Raw genomic sequence first — 24,438 nt, forward strand, 5'->3', positions numbered from 1 at the left:
GTGCAACGCATCCTCGCGCTGACCGCCGCGATCTGGCACAACGACGCCACCGGACAAACCGTCCTACGCTCACTGATCGCCTACGATCACTGGCCCCTTGGACTAGATCATCTAGTGCGCCTGCCCGAGCCGGACGTTGGGGTGCACCCCGTCTGCCCACACGTACACGGAGTCGCGGTCCGACAGGTCCTGGTCGCAGAAGGCGGCGTGGTCGTCCTGCCACTGTTTCGTCAGCCGGGTCACCGTCGCCGCGGACAGCCCAGCTGTGCCGCCGAGGAACTGCTCCAGCGCCGGAACGAAGTCCCCGGACGACAGGCCGTGCAGATACAGCAGCGGCAGCACCTCGGAGAACTTGCGGCACCATGGCGGCAGGATCCTGGAGGAGAACGTCTTGCGCTCTCCGGACTCCTCATCGATACGGCGGTCATTCACCCGCGGCGCCTTCACCTCCACCGGCCCGGCTGCGGTGACCACGGTCCGCGGCTGGTGGTAGCCGTTGCGGACCACCAGGCGGCGGCCGGCCCTGTCCGTCTCGGCCGCCAACTCGGCTATGTACTGGTTGACTTCGGCCTCCAGCGCGGCGGCGAGCATTCGCCGGGCGCCCTCACGCACAATCTCGTCGATCAGGGAGCCGGACTCGGTGGAGCCGTCGGCGTTCACTACGCTGAGCACGGGCGTGCGTTCCCGACCCGCGCTGCGAACGCGGGCCTACTCGGTGACCATCAGGATCCTTCGGGAAGGTACGCCCTCCGCGTCCCTCCCAAGGGCTGATCCACAGACATCCGAGCTTGGTAAGAAGTCAAGTAGTGGCTGGCGCGAGAGCTGGGAATGCCTTGGTGGGATCGAATTTCTGGCCGGTGGCCAGGCAGTGGTGCAGGCAGCCCAGGAGTCGGTTGAACACGTGCCGCATGGCGGCGGTGTGCCGGTCTCCTCGGGCTCTGCGCCGGTCGTAGTGCTCCTTCACCTGTGGTGAAGGCAGGGCTCCGAAGATCCACACGTAGCCGGCGGCGGCCAGCCGCTGGTTCTTCACGCGGCGGTGGTGCACGGCGTGACTCTTGCCGCTGGCGACGGTGATCGGTGCGGCTCCGGCGTATGCCTTGAGGGCGCGGGCATCGCGGAAGCGGGAGCGGTCATCACCGATCTCGCCCAGCACGCGGGCGCCGGCGAGCGGGCCGATGCCCGGGAAACTGCTGAGGATCTCGGCGTCCGGGTGCTGGTCGAACGCCTCAGCTGCCGCACCGCAAGGTCGTCCGCCGCTCGGCAGGCGGCATCCAACTGCCCTACCAGAGCGGCGGTCTGGTGTCCCATGGCCTGTTCGACCAGGGGGAGCTGGTGGAGGTAGTCGCCGGTGAAGATGGTCCGCAGACGTTCGGTCCAGGTGTCGCTGTTGTGCTGCCGTCCCGACTTGCGCAGCAGCGACCGCAACTGGGCGCGCGTCAGTCGCGCGGCCGCCGTGGGTTCCGGAGCCGCAGCAAGCACGGTCCGCGCTTCCCGGGAGTCCAGTCCGATGCCCCGGACTTGGAAGGCCGCCAGGGCAGCCGGGAAGTACTGCTTGAGGTGTGAGCGGAGCTGGTTGTTGAGCTGGGCCCGGTTCCAGACCGCGTCCTGCTGGGCGCGGGCGAGCACCGAGATGGCCTGGGCGAGCTCGGAGTCGGCGGGCAGCGGGCGGTGGACGTCCGCGTCCGTGCGCAGGAGTTGGCCAGCGCCATCGCGTCGGCATGGTCGGACTTGGCGCGGGCGACGCGATGGCGCTCTCGATAGCGGGCGACCGCCATCGGGTTGATCGAGTACACCTTCCGGCCGGTGGCGCGCAGGCGGGCGAACAGCAGGCCCCGTGCCGTCTCGACCGCGACCGGGATGGGGTCCTTCGGACTGTCTCCAGCCTCGGCCAGCATGTTCAGCAGTTGGCGGTAGCCCTCCGCGTCGTCGTCGATGTGCCTCTTGGCGACGAGCTGGCCGGACCCGTCCACCAGAGCCACGTCATGATGGTTCTCCGCCCAGTCGATCCCGCAGGTGATCGTCAATCCTGTGTCCTCTCTCCCGGTGTTTGCCCAGCGTGTGAGCCTGTGCGGGGACACGCAGCGACCTAATAGGAGGGCTCGGCGGCCCGACATCCGATGAGCTGTTCGTGGCCCCAGCTGACCGCACGGCCCCGGTCTTCGGAGAGAGCTCTGCGGCTCGCGTGTTGAGGAGCGGGTGGTCGTACGGGCGGCTCGGGTCACGATCATCAGTGCCCCCGCGGAGGCGCTCGACACGCGCCCTCCGCAAGGGCACGGCGGCGGGGCCCTCTGCCTGTGGAGAGGAGTCCGGCTCCGAGTCTTGAGTAGGGGTCACCCGTCACCGTGCACGGCTATTAGGTCTTGAGCATTGCTCCCGCCATGTTCCGGCGGGGCTTCTGCACAGCGATCGTATGTCCGACGGAGCCCTGCGCCCGTGGGGGTGCTCCTCGGGCGGGCCTGATCCGTCAGGGTCCTGGCTTCGAGGTGAATGCGGACGCTCCCCTTTCGCCTTCTGGTGTACCTCTGCGGTGGCGCAGCGCCCACAACGCGATGGGAGCTCCCGCCCCGACCAGCGCTGACGCCAAACACAGACCTGACTGGTAGCCGGAGAGAAAGGCATCCGAGTCATCGGCCCCGGCGGCGGCTGCGGAATGTTCCACGAACGACACGATGGCGCCCACCAGACCGATCCCGACGACCCCGGACGCCTCGCGGACGGCGCTGAACAATCCGGCCGCGATTCCGGAAAGGTGATCGGGTGAGGATTCCAGAGCGCGGGTGGTCAGCGGAACGGCCAGCGCGGAGCCGAAGCCGATGGCCGAAAGTCCGGGCACAATATGGACAAGACTCCCTCCGGAGCTGCCCAGCGCGACCATCAGCAACCCCAGGCCGACCAGGAGCAGACCCGCAGCGGAGATCCGGCCGTCTCCCCAGCGGCGCGCCATACGCGCGATGAAAGGGGTGGTGACGATCAGGGATAAAGCCACGGGAATGAATGTCAGCCCGGCTGGCGTCGGGGCGAGGCCGAGGCCGTTCTGCAGAAACTGGGACGTGAAGAAATAGACTCCGCTCACGCTCAGACCCCATAGTAGTTGAGTAATGATTCCGCCGACGAAAGGGCGTTGCCGGAAGAGGAGTCGCAGCACGGTGTTCCGGCGCGATGTCAGTTCGTAGGAAAGACCGACGGCCGATGCGGCGACGATGCCCACTGACGTGGCGACGGGAATGCTGCCGAAACCCTGTTCAGGCCCTTCGATCAGGCAGTAGGCGAGGGCCGCCAGCGAGCAACAGGCCAACGCGACGACGCGGAGCGAGAGCGTGGCCGAGGGCGTGGACGCGGCACGGGGCGAGAGTCCGGGCCGGGGGACGAGGAAGCCGACGAGGAGACTCGCGCAGCCCAGTGGCGTGTTCATGGCGAACACGGACTCCCAGCCCAGGTGCTGTGTCATGACACCGGAGACCACTGGGCCGCAGGCCAGCGCGGAAGCCAACGCGGCGGTGGTGGCGCTGAAGGCCGCATTGCGCGCGCGAGGCGGCAGATCGTGCGACAGGACCGCCAGTGAGGCCGGCAGGATCAGCGCCGCGCCCGCTCCCTGCAGCGCCCGGCAGGCGATCAGCGCCATCCCCGAGGGTGCTGCACTGCACCCGACCGATGCGACGGTGAAGAGGGCGACACCGAGCGACAGCGTCGCACGCCGCCCGACGGTGTCGGCCAGATGCCCGCCCAGCAGCAGAAGGCTGGCGAGAGTGAGAGGGTAAATGGCCGCCACCCATTTGAGGTCGGCCTCGCTCAATGCGAGTTCGGCCTGGATCTGAGGCAGTGCCACATTGACGGCGGTGTTGTCCAGGGCCGTCATGAAGGACGGCAGCAGCACAGCCACGAGGATGGCTAGGACACGCAGTCGGCTCACGGTACCTGCCTTGAGCAGCGCGGACGGTGGTAAGGGGCCGCCACGTTCTGCGCGCCCTTTCTCCGTACTCTGCCCCGTGGGCATGGAAGGCGCGACTTCCGGACACCCTGATTACGGTATCCGGTGTGCTGCCGGAAAACGCCGCTCGGTTTCCGTACGCCGACCGGGCAGGGATCTCGGCGTGGCGCTGCATTCTTGGTACGTCTCCGTGTTTGGCTGACCGCTCACCACTGCCACTATCCATTGGGAATCGGTGATGGGCGGCAACGGCTGTCATCAATTCGCCTGACAGGTTGACGGCTGAGGAGTCCCGTTGCCTGTCGAGAACGAAGGTTCGGTGACTTAGTGCTGAAAACCATGAAAGACACGATCAGTCATCATCTCGCCCGGGCCTCGGCGCAGACCCCCGATGAAAAAGCGTTCACTTTCGTGGACTTCAGCACCGATCGCGACGGAGCCTCCAGCTGTCTGACGTGGCGCCAACTGGAGAAGCGGGTACGTACCCTCGCGGCGGTCCTGCGTCACGGCGGCGCGGCCGGCGAGCGGGTGGCCGTCGTGGGTCCGCAGAACCTGGACTACGTCGTCGGCTTCCTCGCGGCCACGTGTGCCGGTGCGATCGCCGTTCCCCTTTTTCCCCCGGCTCTGCCGGGCCATGCGGAGAAACTGGCCGCCGCGCTCGCCGACGCCGACCCGGTGCTCGCCCTCACCAGTCCCGACTCGCTTCAGGCCGCGGAGAAGTTCTGCGCCAACCAGGACGGCCTCCGCGTGCGGGTGGTCACCGAGGAGGACCTGCTTTCGGGTTGGGCGGCAAGGGCCGAACCGACGGTCGGTGAGCCCCCTCATCCGCGCCCCGAGGACTGTGCCTACCTGCAGTACACCTCGGGCTCCACCCGCATGCCGTCCGGTGTGGAGATCACCCACGCCAACGTCTGCGCCAACGCACGCCAGGCGCTGAAGGCGTACGACATCCGAGCCGGGCGCAACTGCACCGTCGGCTGGCTTCCGCTGTACCACGACATGGGGCTCGTGCTGGCGATCGTGGTTCCTGTCGTCGGCCACGTCCACTCCGTGCTCATGGATCCGCTGGCCTTCGTGCAACAGCCTGTCCGATGGCTGCGGCTGCTCAGCGAATACCCGGGAGCGCTCACCGCCGCCCCCAACTTCGCGTACGACTACTGTGTGCGCCGCGTCACCGACGAGGAGCGCGCGAAGCTGTCGCTGGGAACGGTCGCCGCCATGGTCAACGGCAGCGAACCCATCGCCGAGCAGACGCTCCAGCGGTTCCAGCAGGCCTTCGCCCCGGTCGGCGCGGTCCCCACGGCGATGCGCCCGTCCTACGGGCTGGCCGAGGCAACTGTGTTCGTTTCCGCCTCACCGGCCGGTGAGGAACCGACCGTCACCTCCTTCGACCGTGACGCGCTGGCGGCCGGCACCGCCCGGCTGGCCGAGGGCACCGAGGGACAGGCCGTGACCCGCCTGGTCGGCTGCGGACGGCCCACCGACCAGGAGGCCGCCATCGTCGACCCGGCCGGCCTCGTCCGGCTGGAGGACGGGCGCGTGGGCGAGATCTGGCTGCGCGGCCCCAACGTCGGACGCGGCTACTGGGGACGCCCGGAACAGAGCGAGGCCACCTTCCGCGCCACCCTCCACGGCGACAACCCGGGCGAGGGGACGCATCACTGGTTGCGCACGGGAGACCTTGGTCTGTGGCACGACAAGCACCTCTACATCACCGGTCGCATCAAGGATCTCGTGATCATCGACGGGACCAATCACTATCCGCAGGACATCGAGCACACCGTCGAGAACGCCCACCCGGCGATCCGCCGCCATCACACCGCGGCGTTCTCCATCCCCACTGATGACGGAGAACGCCTGGTCGTCGTCGCCGAGCACGCCCGTGACCTCGCGGAACCCCACAGGGTCCGGGACGAGGCGACACGCGCCGTACGCGTGGCGGTGTCCGCCGGTCACGCCATCGCGGTGCACGACTTCGTCCTCGCCCAGCCCGGCACCGTACCCCACACCACCAGCGGAAAGGTCGCCCGCGGCGCCTGCCGTGAGCGCTACCTCCGGGGTGCCTGGACCTCCGACACCCACGTACAGAGGGAGACCGACAACGTATGAACCAGCCAGGCGGACACCAGGAGCCGGTCGAGGACAACGCCCAGGCCACCACCTCCACCACGGACGGCCGCTCCGGATCGGGCCTTGCCGAACTGCGGAACGCACTGGTGCAGTTAGTCTCGGACATCAGCGGCATCCCGCCGGAACAACTCGACGACGACCGACCTCTGGCGGAGTACGGCCTCACCTCCCGCGACGCCGTCGGACTGACTGGCAAACTGGAGAAGATGCTCGACCGATCGCTGTCCGCCACGCTGCTGTGGGAGCACCCCACCATCGGACAACTCGTCGCCACCCTGACGAAGGCCGACCAGGCCGATGCCGCGCAGTCGGAACGGCAGCCCCGTGCGCCCGACGAGGCGGCCACCACCGCCCGCACCGACGACGGTGCCATCGCCGTCGTCGGCATCGGCTGCCGTCTGCCCGGCAACGTACACGGGCCGGACGCGTTCTGGGAGCAGCTCACGGCGGGAACGGACGTGGTCGGCCAGGTGCCCGAAGAACGCTGGCCGAACTTCTCCGGCACAGCGCCCGACGTCACCGCCCTGATGGAATCCACCACACTGTGGGGCGCCTTTCTCGACGACATCGAGGGATTCGACGCCAAGTTCTTCGGCATCACGCCCCACGAGGCCGAAGTCATGGATCCCCAGCAACGGCTGGTGCTCGAAGTCATCTGCGAGGCGCTGGACCATGCGGGCGTACCCGCCCACGCCCTGCAGTCCACCCCCACCGGCGTCTTCGTCGGCCTGAGCGCCCTCGAGTACGGGCATCTGACCACCTCGGATCCCGCGCGACTGACCCCGTGGACCAGCACCGGAGCCGCCGGCAGCATCGTCGCCAACCGCGTGTCCTATCTCCTCGACCTCCGCGGCCCCAGCATCACCACCGACACGGCCTGTTCGTCGTCCCTCGTGGCCGTGCACCTGGCCTGCCGCAGCCTGCGTAGCCGGGAGTGCGACACAGCACTGGCCGCAGGAGTCAACCTGCTCCTGTCCCCAGCGGTCACGGCCTCGCTCGAACAGGCCGGCATCCTGGCCGCGGACGGCAGGTGCAAACCCTTCGACGCCGCGGCGGACGGAATCACCCGTGGTGAGGGCTGCGGCGTCGTCGTGCTCAAGAGGCTTGCCGACGCCCGGCGCGACGGCGACAGGGTGCTCGCTGTCATCAGGGGCACCGCCGTGAACCAGGACGGCCGGTCGGCGGGCCTCATGGCACCCAACCCGGCGGCGCAGGAAGCGTTGCTGCGCGACGCCCTGCGCGACGCACGCATCGACGCGGCCGCCGTCGACTACGTCGAGGCGCACGGGACGGGCACCCTGCTGGGGGACCCCATCGAGGCGACTGCCCTCGGAGCGGTCGTCGGACGTGGCAGGCGGCCCGACAGGCCACTGCTGATCGGATCGGTCAAGAGCAATCTGGGCCACCTCGAAGGCGCGGCCGGCATCATCGGCCTGATCAAGACCGCGCTGGCCCTGCATCACGGCCGTATCCCGGTCAGCCTGCACTTCAAGAGCCCCAACCCCCACATCGACTTCACCGAGCTGGGCCTGCGCGTGGTCACCGAACCGACCGCTTGGCCCACCTCCGGGGACCGTCCGGGGTGCGCCGGTGTGTCCGCCTTCGGCTTCGGCGGTACGAACGCCCACGCCGTACTCGAGCAGGCGCCGCCGACCGCTGCGAATCCCGCGCAGCCTACGCGGGCCGAGGACGAAGAGGCCGACCACCCACACATCCTGGTGGTGTCCGCCCGTTCCTCGGACAGGCTCGCCGACGTGGCCGCGAGCCTGTCGCGATGGGTGGCCGCCGACGACGCGCCCGCCCTCACCGACATCGCCCACACGCTCGCCTCGCACCGCCGTGGCCCGTCCTGCGCCGCCGTCGTCGCGCGGACCCGCTCCGAGGCGGCTGCCGGGCTGGCCGCGCTGGCCCGGGGGGAGACGGTTCCCGGCGTGGTCGCCGCGTGCACCGACGCACGAGCGGCGCAGTCGTTCACAGCGCGCCGACCGGTCTTCGTTTTCTCCGGTTACGGCTCACAGTGGGAGGGCATGGGGCGGCGCCTGCTGACCGACGACGCCCTCTTCGCCGCCCAGGTGTCCGCGCTCGATGCGAACTTCCTCGCGGAGACCGGCTCGTCACTGACCGACATGCTCATGTCCGATTCCGCCCGGACAGTGGACCGGATCCAGCCGCTTCTCTTCGGACTCCAGCTGGCTCTGGCGCGGACCATGCAGGCCTACGGCGTGGAACCCGCCGCCGTCATCGGCCACTCGATGGGCGAGGTCACAGCCGCCGTGTTCGCCGGCGCTCTCGACGACCGCGACGGACTGCGCGTCATCGCCCGCCGATCGGCCCACCTCGCCACCCTCGAAGCCGAACACGCCGGCGCGATGGCCGCGGTGGAGCTTCCCGTAGAGTCCCGGACGGCCATCCTCAGCCGCTTTCCCGGTGTCGAGGTCGCCGTCCAGTCCTCGCCCCAACGCTGCACGGTGGCCGGACCGGCCCAAGCGGTGCGCGACCTGGTGGACGAGCTGACCGAGCAGGGCCGGCTCGCCCGGCTGCTCGAGACTGGCGGAGCCGTACACTCAGCCTTGGTCGATCCCATCCTGACGCCACTGCGCGAAGATCTTGTCGACTTGCGCCCGCACACACCCACCACACCCTGGTACAGCACAGTCCTCGATGATCCCCGCGCTGGCACGGCAGCCGATGCGAGCTACTGGTGCGCCAACGTCCGCCGCTCGGTGCGCCTGCAACAGGCGGTGACAGCGGCAGCCGAGGACGGCCACACCCTGTTCCTGGAGATCTCGCCCCACCCCATCGTCGTCGTCCCGCTCGCGGAGAGCCTCGATGCCACCCCGGCGGGGGATCAGGCGCTGGTCGTCCCGAGCCTGCACAAGAACACCGACGACACCATCCAGGTACGGACCGCGCTGGCCAGGCTGCACTTCGCCGGCGTCACGCTGAATCCCGGGCTGTGGCCCGCTGGTGCGCGCACCGCACTGCCCACACCCGCGTGGCGGCACGAACGGTTCTGGTTCCCCCGCCCCGCCCAATCGACCGAAACCGGCGGCCATCCCCTGCTGGGCGGACGCACCGACGACCCGAGGACCGGCGCCGTGCTGTGGCAGGGAGACGTCGGCACGCTGCGGCACGGCACCCGCAGCACGGTCCACGGCAGAGCGGTGCTGACCCTCGTCGAGGCCGCGGAGCTGATGATCGAAGCCGGCCTGGACCTGTGGGCCCGGGAGGGCGTCACCCACCTCGGCATCGAGGACCTGCAGATCCATCAGTGGCTCGCCATCTCCAGCAGCACCCCCCTGACCGCGGTGTGGGAACCGGCCTCCGGCACCCACGGAACCATCACCCTCCATGCCCGCGGCGCCGGCACCACTTGGCGCTGCTACGCTTCGGCCCGCGTCACCCGCGACCCGGAACCCCAGGGCGAGCACGACCCCGAGTCGGAACCGGCGCCCGCCCTCGTCCGGCACATCGTCCCCGAGGACACCCGGCCCCCCCACCGGTCGTCCTACGCACATGTCCTGACCGCCATGCTGGAGGCGCAGAGCGCTGCGGACACACCACCGGGCAGCGACCGCACCGTCCAGGCCGCCGCACACACCGTCCCGGTCGGCGTACGGTCCCTGCACATCAAGGCTCCGGGCGTCCTCGACACGGGCTATGACATCTGCTGCACGCCCGTCGACAGCGCCGGTCCGGCGGACGCAGGCGTCGACCAGTGGCACGTCTCCGCCCGGGGCGCCACGAGCGAGATCGTCGCCCGGTTCGTTCAGCTGCGGCCCGTCGAGCGGCGCGCAGTGCCCCGGTCCCTCGAGACGTGCACTTACGACATCCAGTGGGAGAAGTCCACCGTTCCCCTGCCATCGCGCGGTCTGCAGCGTGCCCTGCTCGTCAGCGACGAACCGGACGCCGTGGACGGCGCCACGGCCTTGCTCGTGGCGGCCCTGGAAGCCGGCGGTGTCGACGTCACGCCGACCGATGCCCGGGACGACGCCTGCGACGCCGTACTCGACGCCTGGCTGGAGGCCCCGCAGGACGGCCCGAGCGCCGTAGTCCTGTTCCTCCAGCAGCACGAACACGACGACGAGATGCGGCCACTGCACAGGGCGGCACGGTTGGCGCGCCGCCTGGCCGGCGCCACGCACCGGCAACCGCCGCGCCTGTGGATGGCCACCGTGCTGGCACAGGCGACAGGGTCCGGGGAACCCGGGACGCCGTATCTCGCCTGCTTGCGTGGACTCGTCCGGGTCCTCGCGCTCGAACACCCTCATCTGCGGGCCTCGCTGGTGGACATCGACGAACAGCCCGGCGCGGTCGACGACCTCGCCCGCGAACTCCTCGCGGGCGGCGACGCGGACGAGATCGCCTGGAGGTCCGGCACACGTCTCACCGCCCATCTCGCCCGGGCCGACCTCAGCGCACAGCGCAACGACAACGTGGCCTTCACCCGTCCCGACGGTGCGTACATCATCACCGGGGGCCTGACCGGACTGGGCCTGGCGACAGCGGGCCGACTCGCCGAGCAGGGTGCCGGGCGCATCGTCCTCAACGGACGCCGTACCCCGGGACCCGAGGCCCAGGCCGTCCTGGCCGAGCTGCAGGACCGGGGAACCTCCGTCGCCGTGGTCCAAGGGGACATCGCGGACCCAGACGTGTCCACGAACCTGGTGCGTGCCGCCCTCGCCGAGGGCCACAGCCTGCGCGGCATCGCGCACTGTGCCGGCGTCCTGCACGACCGCGTGATCACCGACCTCGAACCGGCGGACATCGACACGGTGCTGCGGCCGAAGGCCGTCGGAGCCCGGAACCTTGAGGCGGCCATCGCCGACCACGATCTGGACTGGTGGGTGATCTACAGCTCCGCCGCGGCACTTCTCGGCTCACCCGGACAGTCCGCCTACGCGGCCGCCAACGCCTGGCTCGACGCCGTGGCCCACCACCGCAGAGCCAGCGGCCTGCCCGCGACCTCCATCGCCTGGGGCCCCTGGGAGAACGTCGGCATGGCGGCCGGAAACCCGGTGCTGGCCCTGGAACCCATCCAGATGAGCGAGGGAATGGACGTCCTGCAGGCACTCGTCACCCTCAATCGCGCGCACGTAGGCGTCGTCCACCTCGACACGGACCGTGTGCTGGGGGCGTTCCCCGGCCTGTCCGCCATCCCCTTCTTCTCCGATGTCCTCGGGGAGGGTTCACCCGGCGCCGACGACTGGGTCGGCCCCCACGGCATCGCGGCTCTCGGCAGCTCCGCCGCAGACATGGTGTGCGCACGCGTGGTCAGAAGAACGGCAGCCATCATGGGGTTCATGGCCGCCGAACTCAGCGAGACGATCCCGCTGACCGAACTGGGCCTGGACTCCCTGGTGGCGGTGCGCATCCTCAACGCGTTCCGCCAGGACTTCGGCATCGACCTGCCCGCGCCCTGGCTGCTGCGTGGCGCCAGCCTGCGTGAACTCGGCCGCGCGGTGCTTGAACAACTCGGTCTCGACGCCACGGAGCCGACGGCCGGTTCCCAGCCGATGGAGCCCGACGACACACGACAGGCCGAGCCGTCCACACCCACGCTGCCGAGCTTCCTCGCCCCCAGGGACGCCGCGGAGCGGCTGGTTGCGAGCGCCTGGGCCGAAGTCCTGCAGCAAGGCCCCAAGGACATCCGGGAGGACTTCACCACCGCCGGCGGGGACCAGGCTGCCGCCGCGGCCATGGCCGACGCCATTCACCGGCGCCTCGGCGACGACACAGAGTTGAGCCTCACGGCCGACGTCATCCTCGCCCAGCGCACCGTCACAGCCGTCGCCGAACTGATCCGGCCGGTCGTCAACCGAACCGGCCGGTCGGCACTCACCACCCTGCGCCCTCCACTCGCCGGGTCGGAGCGGCCTCCGCTGTTCACCTTCCACCCCGCCGGCGGCCCGACCTCGGTCTACCTGCCCCTGATGGGGCTGTTGCCGGCCGAACAGCCTGTGTACGGCCTGGAACGCGTCGACGAGCTGAGCACCATGGAGGAGAAGGCGGCCCACTACCGCGCACTCATCCGTGACATCCAGCCGGAAGGGCCCTACCACCTGCTCGGCTGGTCCTTCGGAGGGTGTCTCGCCTACGAAGTGGCTCGTCAACTGAGGCAAGAAGGACAGGGCACCGGGTTCCTCGGACTGATCGACACCGTCCTGCCCCCCGCCCTGCCGCAACCGGAATCACGGGAGTTCCTGCTCGAGCGTTTCGGTCGTTTCGCCGAGTACATCGAGAAGACGTACGGGCACCGCCTTGACCTGCCCTACGAGGAGCTGGCGGCCACCCCCGACGATCAGCAGATCGACGTGATCATGCGTCTGGTCGCCGACGCAGGCCTCGACATGAGCCCAGGGATCATGGAGCACCAACGGACCTCGTACGTCGATGCCCGCGTCGGCGAACGGTATGTCCCCCGTCCCCAGGAGGGCCACGTAGTCCTCTACCGTGCCAAGCAACCGCAACAGCTCACCACCGCTCTGGACCCGCGCTACCTCCGGCAGGACGCCGACCTCGGATGGGCGCCCCTGTGTCAGACCCTCGAGATCGTCCCCGTCGAGGGCGACCACCTGTCCGTCATCGACCCCCCTCACGTCCAGACCATCGCGCAGCACGTCACCCGCGCCATGGGGTGGCCCACCCAGTGATCGGCGCACCGCGCCTGTTCCGTGGGGCTCACCTGCGGAACAGGCGCAACCGCTCCTCACCCACCCGAGCATGGGCCTGCGAGTCGGTGACGCCGAGCCCGGTACGCGGAGCCAGACACAGCACACCGGCCTTGCCGATGCGCTGATGGCCTGGAAGTCCGTGCGGCCGCCCCGGCCTGTGCCGGCGGATACGTCGTCGACAGGGCGGGAACCACGCTGCCCATCGTGATGAGCCGGTCGGCCTCACACCGCTCGTGAAGATTCGCACCGTGACCGCCGATGCTCCGCTTCAGCCGCATGCACCGGTAGCGGTTGTTCGTAGGTGTGCTCGTAGCCGGTACTGGATCCGCAGGTGAAGACCGTCCCGGCCTCGCCTGGCAAGGAACACGGACACCGTGAAGGTCTTCATGCCGACGTGCTCGAACACGACGTGCGGGTCCTCGCCGACCGTCTCGTGGTGGGGCAGGTCGTGCCGTGCCTCCCATCTCCCGGCCTTCCCTAGTTCCTTGAGGAACCGGAAGGTCGGCAACGGCTCGAACACGGCCGCCAGACCGTGTTGCAGTTGACCGCAGTCGCCATCACGGCGATCAGCCTCTTCCGGAGCGAACTCGGGCATCGGCACGTCCCCGACGATCAGGGACTTACGTATGTCCTCGTCCTCGACGCCCTCGAACATGTCGACGTCGCAGGCGCGCTGGGAGGCTGCCGTGAAGTGGTCCGGAACAGGGAGCGACTCGAGCCCCGCTGCGTCTGCACGCGCGATGCACGGCCGTTTCAAGATTTTTGCAGGGGTGCGGTGGTGTGTGAGCGTGTCCGGGAGGGAAGCGCACCCTGCAGGTGCGGCCCGCAGGACCTGCCGTTCCCCCCAACACCGAGCAGGAGTACCTGTGTGAACGATACGTCCACGATCTCACCGGCCGGTTCCACAGTGCGGTCGCGGTCTTCGGTGTCACCAGCCTGACCTCCGCCCGCGCCGGTGCCCGCCACCTCGTCCGGCTGTGCGCCGGGCGGTGGGCCTTTGAAGTCCTGCGCTTCGTCAGGGACACGCTCTATGACGAGGATGCCTCTCGCGTCCGTACCGGCTCGCTCCGACCCACGCGCGATGGCCTCACCGCGCAACCCCGCCATCGGCGCACACCGCCTCGCCGGCCGCACCGCGATCACTGAAGCCACCCGCTGGGCCGGCCGATCCACGGACCGCCCCTTTACCGTCCTCGGACTGCCACATGGATCTTGAAATGGCGTGACCCGCGATGACTGCTACGGAAGGGGGGCGATGTCATTTCGGCTTCAATGTGGCTCACGGCTCACGACTGCTTTCCACGAGAGCCGCTGACCTGCTGCCCTGCAAACGCTGCTCGACTGTACGGGCTACTGCCCTCCGTTGAACGGAGTGTCTGCTGGTGATGACCAACGCATTTCGTCATGCTCCCGGCTGTGTGGGTCACTTTTCTGAAGTACGCGAGAACGAATCTGGTGTGCCTCTGGCTCGCCGCCGTTCTCCTCTCGACCGAGGCGCATGCGGCTGAGCGGAGACCGGACGGCACGCCCGAGCCTCAACACGCAGAGGCTCGTGTCACGGCCGTGAAAACCATCGACGACCGGATGCGCGATCTCACGGTCAGTTCTCCGGCGATGGGAATGTCCATCCCGGTCCGCGTCATTCTTCCCGCGAGCTGGAGTAAAAAGCCGAAAGCCACCTTTCCGGTTCTTTACATGCTCCATGGCGGCGACGACGACTACACATCCTGGACACGCGAGACAGATGTGGAAGCGTTGGCGAAGAACTCCGACGTGCTCATCGTCATGCCGGACGCCGGAAAGGCCGGCTACTACAGTGACTGGTTCGCCGGTGCTCCCCGCTGGGAAACCTTTCACACCGACGAACTCGTGCGGCTCATGGAGAAGAAGTACCGTGCGGGCCGCTCACGAGCCATCGTGGGAGTGTCCATGGGAGGCTTCGGCGCACTCAACTACGCGGCGCACCACCGGGGGATGTTCCGTTACGTGGCCTCAATGAGTTCGTACGTGGATCTGAATGACCCTGCCGTGCGCCTGGAACTCTCACTCGGTACCGGGAGGGAGGGCATCGACATCAAAGAAGTGTGGGGCGACCCGGTGAAGAACGCCGGAGTCTGGCGAGCCCACAATCCCGTTGCCATGCCGCGTTCCTTCCGCGGAACGCACGTCCATCTGTCCGCGGGCAGCAGCGAGCCCGGACCGTTGGACACGGGACGCCCACCCGGTGTGCTGCTGGTGAGCGTGCTGGGCGAGGCACCGCTGTCGACGCAGATCAAGAGATTCGCGCGGTCGCTCCGCTCGGCGGGTGTCGACGTCACGACGCATGTGTACGCGCCGGGGACGCATTCCTGGCCGTACTGGCAGCACGAGTTGCACGGTATCTGGCCGACAGCCATGAAGTCACTCGGGTAGCGGTCTCATGCGAACAGTGGTGATCTTCGCCGCGGGATCCCGCGGCGACGTCCAGCCTTGCCTGGCGCTGGGGCGAGCGCTGCTCCGTCGGGGCGACACTGTAAGGATCCTGGCCAGCGTCCGCTATCGGCGTCTGATCGCCGAGGCGGGCCTGGACCTCCATCCCCTTCCGGTCGACCCCGCGGAGATCATCGAGTCCGCCGAGGGGCAGGAACTCCTCGCCGGACGACGGAACCCGGTGGCGTTCATCCGCCGTATGGACCGGGTCCTGCGACCCTGCATCATGCCGATGCTGGAGGAGACGCAGGTCGGTGCGAAGGGAGCCGACCTCGTTCTGGCACCAACCCTCTGCTTCCTCGGCGTTCACCTGAGCCAGTACCTCCAAGTCCCGCACGCCGTCATTCACTTCCAGCCGAGCCAGCCCACGAAGGCCTTTCCGCACCCGTTCGCGCCGGCTGCCCGGATGCTGGGGGGCGTGGGCAACCGGCTCAGTTTCGGTGCGGTCGACCTCGGGTCCTGGATGGTTTTCCGGCGGTTCGTCAACACATGGCGCCGGGAGAGCCTCGGCCTCCCGGAGCTCTCCCTGTCGGCCCCCTTCCGGCAGGTTCGCCAAGCCCGCGTGCTGTGTGCGTTCAGCCCCACGGTCGTGCCGCGGCCGTCCGACTGGGGACCGAACGTCCACGTCACCGGTTTCTGGCACCACGACCAGCCGCTGTGGAAACCCTCACGGCGACTGCTTGCCTTCCTGGCCGCCGGCCCCCCGCCCGTCTACGTCGGATTCGGCAGCATGAAGACCGGCGACCCCGAGGCGACCGACGCCCTCGTACGGACGGCCCTGCGTCGGGCGAACCTGCGCGGAGTGCTGCCAGGGGACCCCGCCACCAGCGAGGACGACATCCTCGTGGTCGGCGACACCCCCCACGACTGGCTGTTTCCCCGGATGGCCGCTGTCGTCCACCACGGCGGGGCAGGCACGACTGCCTCGGTACTGCGCGCCGGAAGGCCCTCCCTGATCTGCCCGTTCTTCGGGGACCAGCCCTACTGGGCCGCACGGGTGCACGAGCTCGGCGCTGGGCCCGCGCCCCTGCCGGTCCGTGAGCTCACCGTTGCCGCCCTCGCCCAGCGCCTGCAGGCCCTCACCCGGCACGCTTCCTACGCCGAGGCCGCGCGCCGGCTCGGCCGGGCCCTGGAAGCCGAGGACGGCACCGCCCGGGCCTGTCAGGTACTGGACCAGTACGGGGTCGGCCCTGAGTGATCGCGACGTCCTCGAACGCTTCCGTTGTCGGGCCCAGAGCGACTTCTGGGTCAGTAGTGTCAGGGGGCCGGCCAGGCTGATGTCCAGGAGGTTCAGCAAGAGCTGTTTTGAGGGGCGTAGGGCCTGGTGGGCGGCGCCGTGGATTTTGCGGTCACGAATCGCCGCGCTCGGGGATCTGCCGCGTCCAGGCCGGCCGGGAACGGTGGATGAGGTGGCGGTGCTGGTGGCGACGCTGGCCGAGAACGGTCGGCCGCCGGCCCGTCTGGGGGTGACGCACTGGTCGTCGCGGCTGTTGGGCGCGGAGCTGGGGCTGTCGTTCTCCGCGTTGGCCAAGATCTGGCGCAAGTGGGGCCTGCAGCCGCACCGGGTGGAGACGTTCAAGTTCTCCACCGATCCCGAGCTGGAGCCGAAGATCCGTGACGTCGTCGGGCTGTATCTTGCTCCGCCGGAGAAGGCGGTCGTGGTCTGCGTGGACGAGAAGACCCAGATCCAGGCGCTGGACCGGACCGCCCCGATGCTGCCGCTTCGGCCGGGTCTGCCCGAGCGGCAGACGCACGATTGCAAGCGCAACGGCACGACCCTCGCTGTTCGCCGCCCTGGAGGTCGCCACCGGAAAGATCAGGGCCGACGCCTGCTTCGGCACAGCAACAAGGAGTTCCTGGCCTTCCTCAATCAGGTCGCCAAGGCCCACCCCCGGGTGAAACTGCACGTCGTCGTCGACAACTACGCCACCCACAAGCATCCCAACGTCAAGACGTGGCTGGCGAGGAACCCCCGGGTCACCCTGCACTTCACCCCAACTTCCTGCTCTTGGCTGAACATGGTCGAGATCTTCTTCGGGAATCATCACCCGGCAGGCCATACGGCGCCGCACCTTCGAGTCCGTCCCCGATCTCAAGGCCGCCATCCGCGCCTTCATCGGCGGCTACGACAGCCGCTGCAAGCCCGCCATCTGGACCAAGACCGCCGACCAGATCCTCGACAAAATCGAGCGTAAAGAGACTTCAAGCACGCGACACTGGTGGGTCAGGGTGGGCGATTAGATGCGATATGTTCTTGATCTTGCTTTATGGGGTCTTTAGTGTTCGCCGGGAGGGAGACGCTGCGAGGTCCGAGTCCCGTTCCACCGTCCGGAAGCGAGGTGTGGAGCGCGTGCACGCGAGGTGCGGCTGCCGGCCCGTTTCGGGTCGGAAGGGACGTCCCAGAGGGACGCGATGGCTGCGGGCGTTCGCCGTACTGCCGTTGCTGGCGTCCGTGCTCGCCGCTTGTGGCAGTGGCGAGGGCTCCGGTAGGCCCACCCTCAACTGGTACAACTTCCCCGACGACTCCGGTGCGCTCCAGAAGGCGGCCGATCGGTGCAGCCAGGCGTCGGGCGGCCGCTACAGGATCAGCTACAACAAGCTCCCGCGTGCCGCGGACGGCCAGCGCCAGCAACTTGTCCGCAGACTCGCTGCTGAGGACGACTCGCTCGACATCCTGGGCCTGGACGTCACCTGGGCGGCGGAGTTCGCCGAGGCACGCTGGATCCGGGAATGGACGGGGGCGGCGAGGCGGCAGGCCCAAGAGGGCACCCTGCGCGTGCCGCTGCAGACCTCGACCTGGAAAGGCAAGCTGTACGCCGTCCCCTACAACACCAACACCCAGCTCCTGTGGTACCGCAAGGACCTGGTGCCCACCCCACCCAGGACCTGGGCCGAGATGTTGGACATGGCCGGCGCCCTCAACCGGCAGGGCAAACCGCACTTCGTGGAGATCCAGGGCGCCCAGTACGAGGGCCTGACCGTCTGGTTCAACACGCTGATCAACAGTGCGGGCGGCTCCATCCTCAACGCGAGCGCGACCGAGCCTTCCCTCGGCCCTCCTGCCGTGCGGGCCGCGGGGATCATGCGTGATCTGGCGAAGTCCCCGGCCGCGGACCCCTCCCTGCCCAACCAGATGGAGGACCAGAACCGCCTCGCCATGGAGTCGGGGATGGCGGCGTTCGAGCTCAACTACCCGTTCGTCTATCCGTCGATGAAGGCGAACAACGCCGAGCTGTTCAAGAACTTCCGCTGGGCGCCGTACCCTCGGGTCGACGCGAACCGCCCGGCACGGCCCACCATCGGCGGCATCGATCTGGCTGTGAGCGCCTACTCGCGCCACCCTGACCTGGTCTTCGAGGCGGCGCTGTGCCTGCGCAACCGGGAGAACCAGCTCACCGCCGCGCTCGAGGGCGGTCTGCCGCCCACCCTGCGGGCCCTGTACGACGAGCCCGCGTTCATGAAGGAGTACCCCTCCTCCGGGGCGGTGCTGGCCGTCCTGGAGTCGGCGAGCGTGCGCCCGCTCACTCCGGCCTACCAGAACGTGTCGATCGCGGTCTCCCACACGCTGTCTCCGCCGGCCGGGATCAAACCGGAGAGCTCTGCCGACACCATCAGGGAGCAGATCGACGATGCCCTGCGATCCGAGGGTGTGATCCCGTGAACCACCTCCTCCCGCACCACTCCGTCAGCCGGCGCCGCAGCGCGCGGGCCTCGTCCTCGGACGGCCCGAGATGAGCACGCGGGCGCAACCGGCCGGAACCCCGCCGCCCCCCGAGGCGGAGACGGAGCAGGCGGGGCCGGCCCGGGCGGCACTCTCGGCGGGCGCCAGGCAGGAGCGGCGGCTCGGCTGGCTGCTCTGCGCGCCCGCGGTCGTCGTCATGATCGCCGTGACCGCCTACCCCATCGGGTACGCCTTCTACCTGTCTCTCCAGCGGTACGACCTGCGCTTTCCCGGACGAGCGGAGTTCGTGGGCCTGAGCAACTACGGGGCGGTGCTGTCCTCCCCGTTCTGGTGGGACGCCTTGTGGGTCACACTGTTCATCACCGCCGTGTCCGTGGCGATCGAACTGGTCCTCGGCATGGGGCTCGCCCTGGTGATGCACCACACGATCTTCTGGCGCGGCGTCGTTCGCACGTCGGTCCTCATTCCGTACGGGATCGTCACCGTGGTCGCTGCCTTCTCCTGGCAGTACGCCTGGACCCCGGAGCTCGGATACCTCGCCGAGCTGTTGCCCAGCGGAGCGGCCCCGCTGACCGAGCAGTGGCCCGCCCTCTGGCTGATCATCCTCGCCGAGGTGTGGAAGACGACGCCGTTCATGGCCCTGCTGCTGCTCGCGGGCCTCGCACTGGTCCCCGAGGAGACGCTGAAGGCGGCCATGGTGGACGGTGCCACCGCCTGGCAGCGGTTCACCAAGGTCATGCTGCCGCTGATGAAACCGGCCATCCTGGTGGCACTGCTCTTCCGCACACTGGACGCGTTCAGGATCTTCGACAACATCTACATCCTGACCGCGGGCGCCCAGGGGACCGGCGCCCTGTCGATCCTCGGGTACGACAACCTGTTCACCGCGCTGAACCTGGGTATCGGGTCGGCGATCTCGGTCCTGATCTTCATCTGCGTCGGGATCATCGCCTTCGCCTTCGTCAAAATGCTCGGCACCGCCGCACCGGGCGCGGAGGTGAAGCGCTGATGGCCGCGGCGGGCAAGACGCATGCCACCCGATGGGGTGTCCTGAACGGGGTGGTGGTGCTGTACGCCCTGTTCCCGGTGTGGTGGATCGCCGCGCTGTCGTTCAAGGATCCCAGCACCCTCACGGACGGCGACTACATCCCCAGGGACTGGACCTTGGAGAACTACCGGGGCATCTTCGACACCTCCGAGTTTACCCGCGCACTGATCAACTCGATCGGTATCGCCCTGATCGCCACGGTGATCGCGGTGGCGCTGGGCACCATGGCCGCCTATGCGGTGGCCAGGCTGCACTTCCCCGGCAAGCGGGTGCTCATCGGCATGTCACTGCTGATCGCCATGTTCCCCCCGATCTCCCTGGTGTCACCACTGTTCAACATCGAGCGGATCATCGGGATCTTCGATACCTGGGTCGGGCTGATCATCCCGTACATGACCTTCTCCCTGCCGCTGGCGATCTACACCCTGTCGGCGTTCTTCCGGGAGATCCCCTGGGATCTGGAGAAGGCCGCCAAGGTCGACGGGGCGACGCCCGCGCAGGCCTTCCGGATGGTCATCGTGCCGCTGGCGGCGCCGGGCGTGTTCACCACGGCCATTCTCGTGTTCATCTTCTGCTGGAACGACTTCCTGTTCGCGATCTCGCTGACTTCCACCGAGTCCGCGCGCACGGTGCCGGCCGCGATCGCGTTCTTCACCGGGAGCTCCCAGTTCCAGCAGCCCACAGGGTCGATCGCCGCCGCCGCTGTGGTCATCACCATCCCGATCATCGTTTTCGTCCTGTTCTTCCAGCGGCGGATCGTCGCCGGACTGACCTCCGGGGCAGTCAAGGGGTGAACGGGCCGACCGCGGCAGACAGGCCACCGGTCCGCGACACCGACCGCAGTGCTCGGACCCGGAAGGCACGAAGGTAAGGAGGCACCATCCATGGCCGAGATCATCCTTGAGGGAGTCACCAAGCGCTTTCCCGACGGGGCCCTCGCCGTGAAGGACGTGGACCTCGAGATCGCCGACGGCGAGTTCGTGATCCTGGTCGGTCCGTCGGGATGCGGTAAGTCCACCACCCTGAACATGATCGCCGGACTTGAGGACATCACCGAGGGCACCCTGCGCATCGGAGACCGAGTCGTCAACGACCTGGCTCCCAAGGAACGCGACGTCGCCATGGTGTTCCAGAGCTATGCCCTGTACCCGCACATGAACGTTCGGGAGAACATGGGCTTCCCGCTGCGCCTGGCCAAGGTGGACAAGGACACCATCAACACCAAGGTGACGGAAGCCGCCCGGATCCTTGACCTCACCGAGTACCTGGACCGCAAGCCCGCCAACCTCTCGGGCGGTCAGCGCCAGAGGGTGGCCATGGGGCGCGCGATCGTCCGTGATCCCAGGGCGTTCTTGATGGACGAGCCGCTGTCCAACCTGGACGCCAAACTCCGGGTACAGATGCGCACTCAGATCGCCCGGCTGCAGCGGCGCCTCGGCACGACCACCGTGTACGTCACCCACGACCAGACCGAGGCGATGACACTCGGCGACCACGTCGTGGTCATGAGACAGGGCCTGGTCCAGCAGTTCGGCACGCCTGCCGAACTGTATGACTTGCCGCGCAACATCTTCGTCGCGGGCTTCATCGGCTCCCCGGCGATGAACTTCCTGAACGCCACTTTGGAGGACAGTGCCCTGCGCTCGCCCCTGGGCGACCTGACCCTCGACGGCCGTACGAGGCAGGCGCTGGAAAGGCAGAACGCGCCCCGCGAGGTCATCGTAGGGCTACGACCGGAGGCATTCGAGGACGTCGCCCTGTCATACGGCCGGGACCGGACTGGCCCGGCCTTCACCGCCACCGTGGAGGTGCTGGAGTCGCTCGGCTCCGATGTGTATGTCTACTTCACCGCGGAGGGCGGGCCCGCGACGACCACCGAACTGGAGGAGCTCGCCAAGGACTCGGGCCTGCGCGACACCGGCGCCTACACCCATCACATCGTGGCTCGCCTGGACGCCGCCACGCGTGCCCGAGAGGGCGAACCGGTAGAGCTGCAGGTCGACATGGCCAAGGTTCACGTGTTCGACCCGGCGACCGGAGCGAACCTTACGCATCCAGCGACGGCGGACTGACGATGCACCACACAGGACGCGCTCCGCATCCATGTACCCGGCGACTCAAGAGGCGGCTGGTCATTGTCGCCTGCGTAGGCGTCCCGGAAAGGGGGTGTTCTCTGTGGGGGTGGTGCGTGGTGCCAGGCGTCACCGGCGGCCGTTGTAGGGCGCTCTTCCGAAGCGGCTTGGGGACCAGTTGGGGACCACACGGTGTGCGCGATGGTGCTGGGGGTCAAGGGGTCGCAGGTTCAAATCCTGTCGTCCCGACCAGCTTTGATGCAGGTCGGAGGCCGTTCTCTTGTTTGCGGGAGGGCGGCTTTTCGCGTCTCTGGAGGGCTGGTGGTCGCACTGTGGTCGCCAGCCCGGTTTGCCGTTGGTTCGCGGTGGTGCAGAAGAACGGCGGGGCGGGGGAGCGGAGCCGGTGGAGGGCTTCGCGGAGCCGTTGGATGTGGTCGCGTGGTGATCTCAGCTGCTTCTGCCGGGCCTGCCGGTCGGCTCTCTGTTCGGCTCGTGTGAGGGTCCGCTCGATGGTGTCGACGGCTTCTCGGGCGGCTTGCTGGGTGAGGTGGCTGTAGATGTTGGCCGTGGTCGACAGGGTGGAGTGGCGCAGGGTCTTGGAGACCACGGTGAGGGGGACGCCGGCGGCGATGGTGAGGGTGGCGGCCAGGTGCCGCAGATCGTGAACGGTCACCCGGGGAACACCTGCTTCGTCGGACAGTTGCCGGAGCCGGTCGAGGACGGAGTGCGGCCGCAGCGGCCGACCATCGGGTCGGCAGAAGACGAGTCCGGCGAACGGATCGCCCGGGTCACTGTGGGTGCGGTCCGTGGACCGGGCCCGGCGTCGGAGGTCGGACGCGACGCGGGGTGAGATGGCCACCCAGTTTTTGCTGGAGCGGGTCTTGGGCGGGGTGATGACGAGCCGGTTGTTGTCGATCGCGGAGAGTGTGCAGCGCACGTAGAGAACGCGTTCGCTCAGGTGGACGTCGTCCCAGTGCAGGCCGAGGGCCTCGCCTTTGCGCAGGCCGGTGCCGATGAGGAACTCGAACAGGTCAGCCATGTCCGGGTCGGCGTGGTGGCAGTGACGGAGGAAGTGGACCGCCTCGTCGGTGGTCCAGATCCGACACTCCCAGTCTCGTGCGACCACACGTGACCACCACGCCCGGAATGCTGTGGTGACCAGCGCGTTTCCCTTGGCTGCGCGCCAAGGGCGGCAGCTCGGGAACAATGGAGTTTCCCACCACTGGGAGCTGCCAACCATTGGGTACCGGCAGGTTCTTGGTCTGCTGGTGGTACACGCCTGACCTCGCTCCTGACCTGCGACAAAGAGTGGAAACGTCGAGGGCCAGGCTGAGTCGGTCCGCACCTGGTCCGGATCTTGATGAGTGGTGCGTGGTGCCAGCGAGTGGGCCGCGGGACCACATGGCACAAGTAGTCGGAACCGTCTTGTGGGGTCCATGTGGTCCAAAGTGGTGCTGTTTGTACAGGTGAGGGCACTGCGGTCCCGGTGCCTCGATGGTGTTCGTGACAGGCAAGTGACAGAACAGGCGATGCGGAGCCCCGCGGGTCGGCGGATTCCAGTGATCATTCCGGCGGGGCTTCGTCGTGCGGCTGGGCAAGACGGAATAGGGCTCGTGCTGGACGCCTCGTTGTACTCGGGCTCGCCGCTGTCGAGCACGCGGAGCAGGGAGGCGGTGACGATGCGGGTGCTGCGGCCGACGCGGAGCACACGGCCGGGCTGGATCAGGCTGCCGGAGATGGTGCCAGCAGGTCTGCAGGGATGCCGCCCTTGTCAGGGGCGTAGAAGTTCTTGAAGTCCTCTACCAGGTCGCCCTGACCTGCAATTATGGGTCTCGGTAGACCTCTGGCCTGCGCGAACGCATCTTTCAGGGGCTTTCGGCTTCATCTGGTGTTACGCGGTTCGTTCTCCCCACGCGCTCCCCAGCGGCCGTCGTACTCCCCAGATTCTCCCCACAGGAGGTCACTTCGGAGACGCGGAGCCACAGACTATCCGTGGCCGCCTGATGAGGCGAGGTGATCACGCTGAGCACTCGTTGGGAGCGAAGCGGCAGGGCGGTGGGCCAGTGGACGATCGTCTGCTGGACGGCGACGCTCCTCGTTTCAGGGTGGGTGTCAGTGGTGCGTCTTAGGGTGTGAGCGCTGTGTTGCTCGACGTCGTATCGCTGGGAGTGGCGCGTTATGGAGTGGCCATGTCTGCCGTGGATGAGGCGGGTCTTTCCGCTGGGGGAACCGCCGGAGTCGGACCGGTATGGCTGGCCTCTGGCGTCGGTGCTTTCTGGTGCTGCTCCGGGACGGTTGCTTGCTGACGAGCGAGCGGTGCGCGTCTTGGTCCTGCGCGGTGAGTGGGGGATGGGCAAGTCGTACGCGTTCGAGCAGGAATATCGGGACCTAGAGACTGCGGGCCTTCCAGCGCAACGGTTTGATCTTGGTAAGAA

At 68.3% G+C, this 24,438-nt stretch carries 13 protein-coding genes and 3 pseudogenes; 10 read left to right on the forward strand and 6 right to left on the reverse strand.

Translation table 11 applies throughout. The features are described from left to right. A pseudogene (locus AQJ27_RS60045) lies at positions 1–90 on the forward strand (IS982 family transposase); the annotation flags it as partial. A 30-nt stretch (positions 91–120) separates the two neighbouring features. Here the strand turns inward: AQJ27_RS60045 and AQJ27_RS50670 are convergent. The 4 genes and pseudogenes from AQJ27_RS50670 to AQJ27_RS50680 all read right to left on the reverse strand — a co-directional run. Next, positions 121–672 (reverse strand): annotated as a pseudogene (locus AQJ27_RS50670) (transposase); the annotation flags it as partial. 127 nt (positions 673–799) lie between these two features. After that, positions 800–1,153, reverse strand: a complete 354-nt coding sequence (locus tag AQJ27_RS61155; RefSeq protein ID WP_369693352.1) for a transposase — start codon at positions 1,151–1,153, stop codon at positions 800–802. Positions 1,154–1,599: 446 nt separating this feature from the next. Beyond that, positions 1,600–2,228, reverse strand: a pseudogene (locus AQJ27_RS61160) (IS110 family transposase); the annotation flags it as partial. A 236-nt stretch (positions 2,229–2,464) separates the two neighbouring features. Further along, on the reverse strand, positions 2,465–3,874 hold the full coding sequence (locus tag AQJ27_RS50680) for an MFS transporter (protein ID WP_159064675.1): 1,410 nt from the start codon (positions 3,872–3,874) through the stop codon (positions 2,465–2,467). A 393-nt stretch (positions 3,875–4,267) separates the two neighbouring features. On the opposite strand from AQJ27_RS50680, the gene AQJ27_RS50685 reads away from it, so the two are divergent. Both AQJ27_RS50685 and AQJ27_RS50690 read left to right on the forward strand, forming a co-directional pair. After that, positions 4,268–6,037 carry a fatty acyl-AMP ligase gene (locus AQJ27_RS50685; RefSeq protein WP_067385765.1) on the forward strand — a complete coding sequence of 590 codons (1,770 nt, stop codon included), beginning with the start codon at positions 4,268–4,270 and terminating at the stop codon, positions 6,035–6,037. Then, complete coding sequence (locus AQJ27_RS50690; RefSeq protein WP_079065958.1) at positions 6,034–12,711, forward strand: type I polyketide synthase; 6,678 nt, start codon at positions 6,034–6,036, stop codon at positions 12,709–12,711. The genes AQJ27_RS50685 and AQJ27_RS50690 overlap by 4 nt, the downstream gene beginning before the upstream one ends. Positions 12,712–13,000: 289 nt before the next feature. On the opposite strand, the gene AQJ27_RS60670 is transcribed toward AQJ27_RS50690, so the two are convergent. Next, positions 13,001–13,333, reverse strand: a complete 333-nt coding sequence (locus AQJ27_RS60670; RefSeq protein WP_341866175.1) for a hypothetical protein — start codon at positions 13,331–13,333, stop codon at positions 13,001–13,003. A gap of 962 nt (positions 13,334–14,295) precedes the next feature. Here AQJ27_RS60670 and AQJ27_RS50705 point away from each other — a divergent pair. The 7 genes from AQJ27_RS50705 (at position 14,296) to AQJ27_RS50735 (ending at position 22,003) form a co-directional block, all read left to right on the forward strand. Then, on the forward strand, positions 14,296–15,144 hold the full coding sequence (locus AQJ27_RS50705) for an alpha/beta hydrolase (protein ID WP_159064676.1): 849 nt from the start codon (positions 14,296–14,298) through the stop codon (positions 15,142–15,144). A 7-nt stretch (positions 15,145–15,151) separates the two neighbouring features. Beyond that, complete coding sequence (locus AQJ27_RS50710; protein ID WP_067385773.1) at positions 15,152–16,399, forward strand: glycosyltransferase; 1,248 nt, start codon at positions 15,152–15,154, stop codon at positions 16,397–16,399. A gap of 79 nt (positions 16,400–16,478) precedes the next feature. Further along, positions 16,479–17,396, forward strand: a complete 918-nt coding sequence (locus AQJ27_RS50715; protein ID WP_079065959.1) for an IS630 family transposase — start codon at positions 16,479–16,481, stop codon at positions 17,394–17,396. Between the two features lie 245 nt (positions 17,397–17,641). Then, entirely contained in the window at positions 17,642–18,862 is a 1,221-nt protein-coding gene (locus tag AQJ27_RS50720; RefSeq protein ID WP_235614068.1) for an ABC transporter substrate-binding protein, read from the forward strand. A gap of 70 nt (positions 18,863–18,932) precedes the next feature. Beyond that, a complete protein-coding gene (locus AQJ27_RS50725) occupies positions 18,933–19,892 on the forward strand; it encodes a carbohydrate ABC transporter permease (protein ID WP_067385777.1) in 960 nt (319 codons plus the stop codon). Then, positions 19,892–20,725 (forward strand): carbohydrate ABC transporter permease, encoded by an 834-nt coding sequence (locus AQJ27_RS50730; protein WP_067385778.1) that lies wholly within the window; start codon positions 19,892–19,894, stop codon positions 20,723–20,725. Before AQJ27_RS50725 ends, AQJ27_RS50730 begins: the two co-directional genes overlap by 1 nt. Before the next feature lie 90 nt (positions 20,726–20,815). Further along, positions 20,816–22,003 (forward strand): ABC transporter ATP-binding protein, encoded by a 1,188-nt coding sequence (locus AQJ27_RS50735; RefSeq protein ID WP_067385780.1) that lies wholly within the window; start codon positions 20,816–20,818, stop codon positions 22,001–22,003. A 214-nt stretch (positions 22,004–22,217) separates the two neighbouring features. Here AQJ27_RS50735 and AQJ27_RS50740 read toward each other — a convergent pair whose 3' ends face one another. Then, a complete protein-coding gene (locus AQJ27_RS50740; RefSeq protein WP_235614069.1) occupies positions 22,218–23,129 on the reverse strand; it encodes a site-specific integrase in 912 nt (303 codons plus the stop codon). Positions 23,130–24,438 lie beyond the last annotated feature (1,309 nt).

Origin of the sequence: Streptomyces olivochromogenes (assembly GCF_001514115.1) — a bacterium.
Taxonomy (GTDB): Bacteria; Actinomycetota; Actinomycetes; order Streptomycetales; family Streptomycetaceae; genus Streptomyces; species Streptomyces olivochromogenes.